4 protein-coding genes and 1 pseudogene are annotated in these 7,345 nt (G+C 67.2%); 3 read left to right on the top strand and 2 right to left on the bottom strand.

All coding sequences use genetic code 11. The features are described from left to right. The 3 genes and pseudogenes from G6017_RS16455 to G6017_RS01460 all read left to right on the top strand — a co-directional run. A pseudogene (locus G6017_RS16455) lies at positions 1-548 on the top strand (hypothetical protein); the annotation flags it as partial. Continuing rightward, positions 549-1,850, top strand: coding sequence for a BREX system ATP-binding protein BrxD (gene brxD / locus G6017_RS01465; protein WP_182615564.1), 1,302 nt, complete (start codon positions 549-551; stop codon positions 1,848-1,850). After that, complete coding sequence (locus G6017_RS01460; protein WP_182610139.1) at positions 1,851-3,965, top strand: DEAD/DEAH box helicase; 2,115 nt, start codon at positions 1,851-1,853, stop codon at positions 3,963-3,965. A gap of 769 nt (positions 3,966-4,734) precedes the next feature. Here the strand turns inward: G6017_RS01460 and G6017_RS01455 are convergent. Both G6017_RS01455 and G6017_RS01450 read right to left on the bottom strand, forming a co-directional pair. Further along, positions 4,735-6,366 carry an ATP-binding cassette domain-containing protein gene (locus tag G6017_RS01455; RefSeq protein ID WP_182610138.1) on the bottom strand — a complete coding sequence of 544 codons (1,632 nt, stop codon included), beginning with the start codon at positions 6,364-6,366 and terminating at the stop codon, positions 4,735-4,737. A 151-nt stretch (positions 6,367-6,517) separates the two neighbouring features. After that, positions 6,518-7,345, bottom strand: an 828-nt coding sequence (locus G6017_RS01450) for a thioesterase family protein (protein WP_241731324.1), incomplete at its 5' end; no start/stop codon positions are given.

Below are 7,345 nucleotides of genomic sequence, written 5' to 3'. Positions count from 1 at the left end.
TCCAGGACCCGTGGCCCGCGTGGTGGCCGATCGCGACGGCGACCTCGACCGGTGCTGCGGGCGAGGCGACCCCGGGACAAGCGGCTGCTGGACGGGCTGCCGCCGTGCACTCTGGGCGAGGACCCGCGGCCAAGACCGCCACGCGACGCAAGGCACCGCAGGACGCCGACCAGGTCTCACTGTTCGACTCCCCAGTCCCGGCCGAGCCCACTGCCTCGCCGACACCCGCGCCCGCCCGGTCGAAGCAGCCCGCAGACAAATTTTCGGATCTGAGCCGTGCCCCGTATTTCAAGGAGCGGGTGAAAGCGCACCAACTCAAGCCCACTCCCAGCGAGTTGGCGGACGTGCTGCGCGACATCGCCGCCAACAACGGCCGCATGCCTATCGCCGTGCTCGGGACCACGCTCGGGCTCAACCCGCTGCAGATCAACGGCACCATCGCGAGGATCCAGAAGGTCGTCAACGTCGACGGCATGCCGGTCCTCGAGCGTGAGGACAACGACGTGGTGCTGGCGTCCCAGACCCTCTTTGAACAGTTCGGACTGTAGATGACCGTCTCCCCCGCCCGCCGCACCGCCATCATCGATGCACTGCGCAAGGGCACGGTCCCCGCCGAAGGGCTCGACCAACTCGCGGTGGGACTGGACCGACTCGCCCCGGTAATCGGGGAGGAACTGGACAAAGTGGCCGGCGGAGCAGCGGTATTCAAGGCCGTCCGTGGTGAATACGGCTCCGGCAAGACGTTCTTCGCACGCTGGGTGCAGCAACAGGCCATCGAGCGAGGCTTCGCGGTGGCTGAAGTCCAGATCTCCGAGCTGGAAACACCGCTGCACCGACTGGAGACCGTCTACCGGCGATCCTGCGAAGAATTGCGCACATCTGCGGTATCCCGGCAGGCTTTCCGGGCCGTACTCGACGACTGGCTCCTCGGTGTGGAAGACGACGCCGCCGCCTCCGGAGCAGACGGCGCCGAGCTGCTCGAAGAGCGGCTTCGGTCCGTCGCTGACGCCGCGCCCGTGTTCCCACTGGCCTTGCGTGGGTATCGGGAGGCTTTGCTTAACGGCGACATCGAGGTCGCCGACGGGCTCGCTGCCTGGCTCGGGGGCCAACGCAACGTGGCGGCGTCGGCAAAGCGCGCCGCCGGGGTGAAGGGCGAACTCGACCACTTCCTGGCCATGGGCTTCTTTCAGGGGCTACTCCAGGTGCTCGCCGGCTCCGGTCACCGCGGGCTCCTGCTGGTCCTGGATGAGGTCGAGACCCTGCAGCGCATGCGCGGCGACGTTCGCGAGAAGGCCCTCAACGCACTGAGGCAGTGGATCGACGAACTCGACTCAGGTCGCTACCCCGGGATGTACCTACTCATCACCGGGACCAGCGCCTTCTTCGAAGGACAACAGGGCATCAAGCGACTGCCTCCGCTCGACCAGCGAATCGGCGTGAAATTCGACGCCGACCCGCGATTCGACAACCCTCGGCAGCCACAAATCCGGCTGCTGCCATTCGACTTCGATCGGCTCGTCGAGGTGGGATCGCGCGTACGTGACCTCTACGCGGTCGGCCTCGACCCCGCCGCAGCCCAGCGGGTCACCACCCTCGTCGACGACGCGTATCTGCGCATGCTCGCCGAGTCAGTGGCGGGAAAACTCGGTGGACAGGTGGGGGTCGCACCCCGTCAGTACCTGAGGATGCTCGTCGACTGTCTGGATCGGGTCGAGATGTTCCCGGACTTCCTCCCGCGGCAGCACTTCACCCCGACGCTCGACGCGTCCGACCTCAGTCAGAGCGAACGGTCCGCGTTGGCGAGCTCGTCGTCGTCACTCATCGACGACCCCGACGCCATCGAGCTCTAGATGGACCACCGCGCCCCGCAGGGCTTCCCCGCCCTGCACCCGCTACTGCAGCACCACGTCGTCAACTCCCTCGGCTGGCCCGGCCTGCGGCCACTGCAGGAGGAGTCCGTCCGGCCGCTCATCGCCGGTGAGGACGCCCTACTGCTCGCGCCGACCGCCGGCGGCAAGACCGAGGCCGCCGTCTTCCCCGTGCTCACCCGCATGGCCCACGAGGACTGGGCCGGGCTGACCGTGCTGTACGTGACCCCGCTCAAGGCGCTGCTCAACAACCTCGCCGTGCGTCTGGTCGACTACACCGCGTGGATGGGTCGCCGCGTCGAGGTGTGGCACGGGGACGTCGGCGAGAGCGCCCGCAGAGCCATCCGTGCCGACCCCCCGGACATCCTGCTCACCACGCCCGAATCCATCGAGGCGATGCTGGCCTCCACCAAGACCGACCACCGCACGCTGTTCGCAAACCTACGGACCGTGGTGATCGACGAGGTGCACGCCTTTGCCGGCGACGATCGCGGATGGCACCTGTCCGCCGTCCTCTCGCGCCTCGAGCACCTGGTCGGACGGCCGCTGCAGCGGATCGGGATGAGCGCAACCGTCGGCAACCCCGAGGAGCTGCTGCGGTGGTTGCAGGGCGGCGTCGACGGGAGGGCCGGTCGGGTGATCGCGCCGGGCGTCGCCGTGGGTGAGGCGGTCCGGCCTGTTGCCGGTGACGCGGACATCGTCGTGGACGCAGTCGACACTCTCGACTCCGCCGCTGTGTTGCTGTCCAAGCTGTACCGGGGGCAGAAGCGGCTCGTTTTTGTGGACAGTCGACGGCAGGCCGAGGAGCTCGCATCGATGCTCCGGGGCTTCGACGTGGACGTGTACCTCTCGCACTCGTCGCTCTCCGCCGAGGAACGGAGGCGGTCCGAGCTGGCCTTTGCCGAAGCGCGCGACTGCGTGATCGTGGCGACTTCAACCCTCGAGCTGGGCATCGACATCGGGGATCTGGACCGGATGATCCAGATCGGTGCCCCGACCACCGTGTCGAGCTTCCTCCAGCGACTCGGCCGGACCGGACGGCGCGCTGGCACCGTCCGCAACTGCCTGTTCATCGCCACGGAACCGCGGCACCTGCTCCGGACGCTGGGGCTGCTGCACGCCTGGGGCTCCGGGTACGTCGAGCCCGTTGTGCCCCCTCCGGTGCCTCTGCACCTGGTAGCGCAGCAGATCATGGCCGCGATGCTGCAGGAGGGCGCGCTGCCGCGGTATGGCTGGCAGGACCGGTGGGCGGCGACACCGCTCATGCATGTGGACACCCTGGAGCGTCCCGCCGAGCTGATCGTCGACTTCCTGGTGGAGCGGGGCTACCTCAACGTCGACGGCGGCGCCCTGTTCCTCGGGCCCGACGCCGAGAGAGTATTCGGCCGCCGCCACTTCATGGACCTGCTCACCACCTTTGCGATGCCTCGGGAGTTCACCGTTCTGGCCGGCCGGCAGGAGGTGGGCACCGTAGAGTGGAGGGCTCTCACTAGCGGCGACGGGCCGATCCATCTGCTTCTTGCCGGGCGGTCCTGGAAGGTCACCGACATCAACTGGCCCAGGCACCGGGTGCAGGTGGAGCCCGCCGCGGGCGGCGGCAGAGCACGGTACGGGTTCGGGGGCGCCGACATCGGTCGGCAGGTCGCGCAGGGCATGCGCGCTGTACTGCTGGGCGAACTTCCCGAACAGATTCGACTCACAGCACGCGCTCGGGCTTCGCTCGCTGTAGACGAGGAGCGGTTGCGCCACACGGTGAGTCATCACGGCCCGGTCTGGACGACCACGGACAACGTCCGGAAATGGTGGACTTACGAGGGCAGTGCCGCGAACCGTCGGTACCAGGCGGCGCTCGGGTCAGCATTGGGCGAGGAACTGGCGCCGCAAGGCGGGATCGTCCAACCTGATGCGATCACCTTGTACGAAGGCATGCCGACTGCGCCTGCAGCGGAGCGACTTGAGTTCTGGGAGTCACTGCCGGAGAGCGAGCGGCCGCTTCCTGCGGTACCTCCGACCCTGATCGACAAGCTCAAGTTCTCTGAGGCGTTGCCTGTCGAGTGGGCAATTGAGGTCATCGCGCGGCGGATGGGCTACGCTTAGGAAGATTATCGGGCTTCTCGACGCGGAAAAATCTGGCTAGTGTAGTTCTTTTTCCAGTAATCTCTTTGGGCCTGTCCCCTAGGGGGATAGTTTGTCGATTGCAGTTATCTAACTGGTTCTAGTCGCGCTCGGTTTAAGTACTACGTGTGCCAGCTTCCAATTCTTCGAAGACTTCCGGATCGCGGAATATTCCGGGTCTTTTCTGGCTTCTTTTCTGTTTTTCGCACGAGACGAGTACAAATCGACTGGGTTAAACTCTTGGAAGAAGGCGGCATGTCGGGCGTCGCAACTCCACCAGTAACGAAATGGTGCATATCGGTACGATATTCCTACGGTTTCTCCGGTCGATAATCCGCCGTTCGCTGGCAGGTAAGTCGAAGTGGAGAACACTTGGTCGTGCATTGGGCCCATATAAAAACCGGCAAGCCCGCCTCGGGCGCTCCGTTCGATGAGAGCCGAACCGTGTCCCAATACAAAGCTGCCACCAACGATGATTGGTCGATACCGATTGTAGTAGAAGTGCCCGAGTCCGTTGCCGACATCGAAGTACTCAAACTTCGGTCTTGAGAAGTGGCTAATCGCCCATAGGGTTGTTGAGATCAATAGTCCTGACACAAGGCCAGCGATTGAGCCTCCAATAATATTCGCCCATATGCCAGCCTGGTCGATTACCATAAAGCCACCCTCATTCACTCCGACGTCGCGGTCGCAGGCTCACGCGAGTTCGACGGGAAGATGCGCGAACGTCGCGTGCCCTCGCTTCGCTCGGTTACGCGAGTTCGACGATCTCCATGTACTCCTGGTTCCACAGGTCCTCCGTGCCGTCCGGCAGGATGATGACCCGCTCCGGCTCGAGCGCCTCGACGGCGCCGGGGTCGTGGGTGACCAGGACGACCGCACCCTCGTACGTCCGTAGAGCGTCGAGAACCTGCTCTCGTGAGATCGGGTCGAGGTTGTTGGTGGGCTCGTCGAGCAGCAGCACGTTGGCCGCCGAGGACACCAGCCCGGCCAGCGCCAGACGCGTGCGCTCACCGCCGGAGAGCGTGCCTGTCGGCTGCTCGAGTTGGGGGCCGGTGAACATGAACGCCCCCAGCAGGCTGCGCAGCTCCTGCTCCCCCGCGTCCGGCGCGGCGTGGCGGATGTTCTCCCACACGCTGGCGTCCATGTCGAGGGTGTCGTGCTCCTGGGCGAAGTAGCCCACCTTCAGGCCGTGGCCGGAGACGACGCCGCCCTCACCGTCGGTGCGCTCGACCCCTGCGAGGAGCTTGAGCAGGGTGGTCTTGCCGGCGCCGTTGTACCCCAGCACCACCACCCGGCTGCCCTTGTCGATCGCCAGGTCGACCCCGGCGAAGACCTCGAGGGAGCCGTACATCTTGGTCAGGCCCTTGGCGAACATCGGGGTCTTGCCGCACGCGGCCGGGGTGGGGAACTTGATGTGCGCCACCTTGTCGGCCACCCGCACCGCGTCGAGCTGGTTCATCATGGTCTCGGCGCGACGGATCATCTGCTTGGCCGAGGCGGCCTTGGTCGCCTTGGCACCCAGCTTGGCGGCCTGCGTCTTGAGGGCGGAGGCCTTCTTCTCGGCGTTCGCGCGCTCGCGGCGGCGCCGGGCCTCATCGGTGGCGCGGGCGTCGAGGTACTTCTGCCACCCCATGTTGTAGGCGTCGATCTCCCCGCGCACGGCGTCGAGGAACCACACCCGGTTGACCACGGCCTCGAGCAGCTCGACGTCGTGGGAGATGATGATCAACCCGCCCTCGTGCTTCTCGAGGAACGAGCGCAGCCAGGTGATCGAGTCGGCGTCGAGGTGGTTGGTGGGCTCGTCCAGCAGCAACATGGTCTGGGACTTGCCGGCCCCGTCCGAGGCGGCGAACAGGATCCGCGCCAACTCCACCCGTCGGCGCTGACCGCCCGACAGCGTGCCGAGGTTCTGGGTGAGGATCCGCTCCTCGAGTCCGAGGCTGTTGCAGATGCGGGCGGCCTCGCTCTCGGCCTCGTACCCACCCCGCGCGGAGAACTCGTCCTCGAGCCGGCCGTACTTCCGCACGGCCTTGTCCATCGCCGCGTCGTCCGGGGCGGCGACCATCTCGTCCTGCGCTTCGGTCATCTGGACCATCAGCACATCCAGCCCGCGGGCCGACAGGACCCGGCTGCGCGCGAGCTGATCCATGTTGCCCTCGCGGGGATCCTGCGGCAGGTACCCCACGTCGCTGGTCGAGACGACTGTCCCCGCGTACGGCTCACCCTCGCCGGCGAGGATCCTCATCGTCGTCGTCTTACCAGCACCGTTCCTGCCCACCAGACCGATCCGGTCGCCCGGCTGGACCCGCAACGAGGACCCGTCCATGTGGAGCAGGGTGCGCACGCCGGCGCGCACCTCCAGGTCGTCGATGGTGATCACGTGCGCGGGTACCTCGTCTGCTCTCGGGGGGAATCGGGCCGACCAGCCACTCTACCTGCGGTGCGACACGCGGGACGAGTCCGGTGACCTGGGTCTCCGCTCGGCCCGGATCCGCCCGTCACCCCGACCGCGACCTCACGCGGCCATGCTCTCATCCGGCCCTGCGCCCGTACAGGTTCTGGACGCTGCGGCCGATCCGTCCCCGGTCGTCGGACAGGAGCGTGTCGGTGATGACGCCGCGACCGGGGCCGCCCACCGTCTCGGAGTCCAGATGCACCCACCCCGGTTCCGGTTCCCGGTGCAGCGAGACCACCAGGTCGCAGTTGACCGCCGGATGAGTGAGCGGGTCGGTGGCCAGGGAGATCCCGCTCGCCGAGTCCGCCACCAGGATCGTGTGCTGCCACCCGGTCATCGATTCGCCCTCGAGCAGGTCGAGCCGGCTCCGACCCCACGCGCGGGCCGGCCCCAGGGCGTCCCCGTCGCCGTGGTCGAACGAGAAGTCCACCACGGACAGGTATCCGTCCGCGTACGCGAAGGACATCATCGCCCCCCGTTCGCGCGGGGCGTTCGGCACCTCGGGACCGGTGTGGTCGCCGTGCACCGGGAAGTCCTCCGGAGTCGACCGCATCCGCCATCCGCGGGCCACCAGGGCGGGCCGCCCGCCTGCGGAGGCGGTGGCCTCGAGCAGCTCCACGCTGCGGCCGGGCCGGACGGTGCGCACCTCGATCTCCAGGTCCGCCACGGGCACCGGGCCGAGGACGTCGACCGAGACCCGGGACAGCCGCACCCCGGGCCGCCGCTCGAACCGCTCCATGGCCCGCACCAGCAGCGCGCTGGGCGGGCCGGCGTGCTGTGAGTCCGGTGACCACGGACCGGCCGTCAACGGTGAGGACTCGAATCGGCCCTCGGCGACCTGGTGGTAGAACGCTCCCGGCACGTCCACGTCCTCTCGTCGGCGGTACTGTCTGTCGTGATGGAT

It is taken from the genome of Dietzia sp. B44 (assembly GCF_014145245.1).
GTDB classification, from domain to species: domain Bacteria; phylum Actinomycetota; class Actinomycetes; order Mycobacteriales; family Mycobacteriaceae; genus Dietzia; species Dietzia natronolimnaea.
This window is presented reverse-complemented; position numbering and strand designations above follow the sequence as displayed.

Excerpts from the sequence above, each read along its gene's own strand:
- brxD (WP_182615564.1), top strand. The coding sequence starts at position 549 with ATGACCGTCTCCCCCGCCCGCCGCACCGCCATCATCGATGCACTGCGC.
- G6017_RS01460 (WP_182610139.1), top strand. The coding sequence starts at position 1,851 with ATGGACCACCGCGCCCCGCAGGGCTTCCCCGCCCTGCACCCGCTACTG.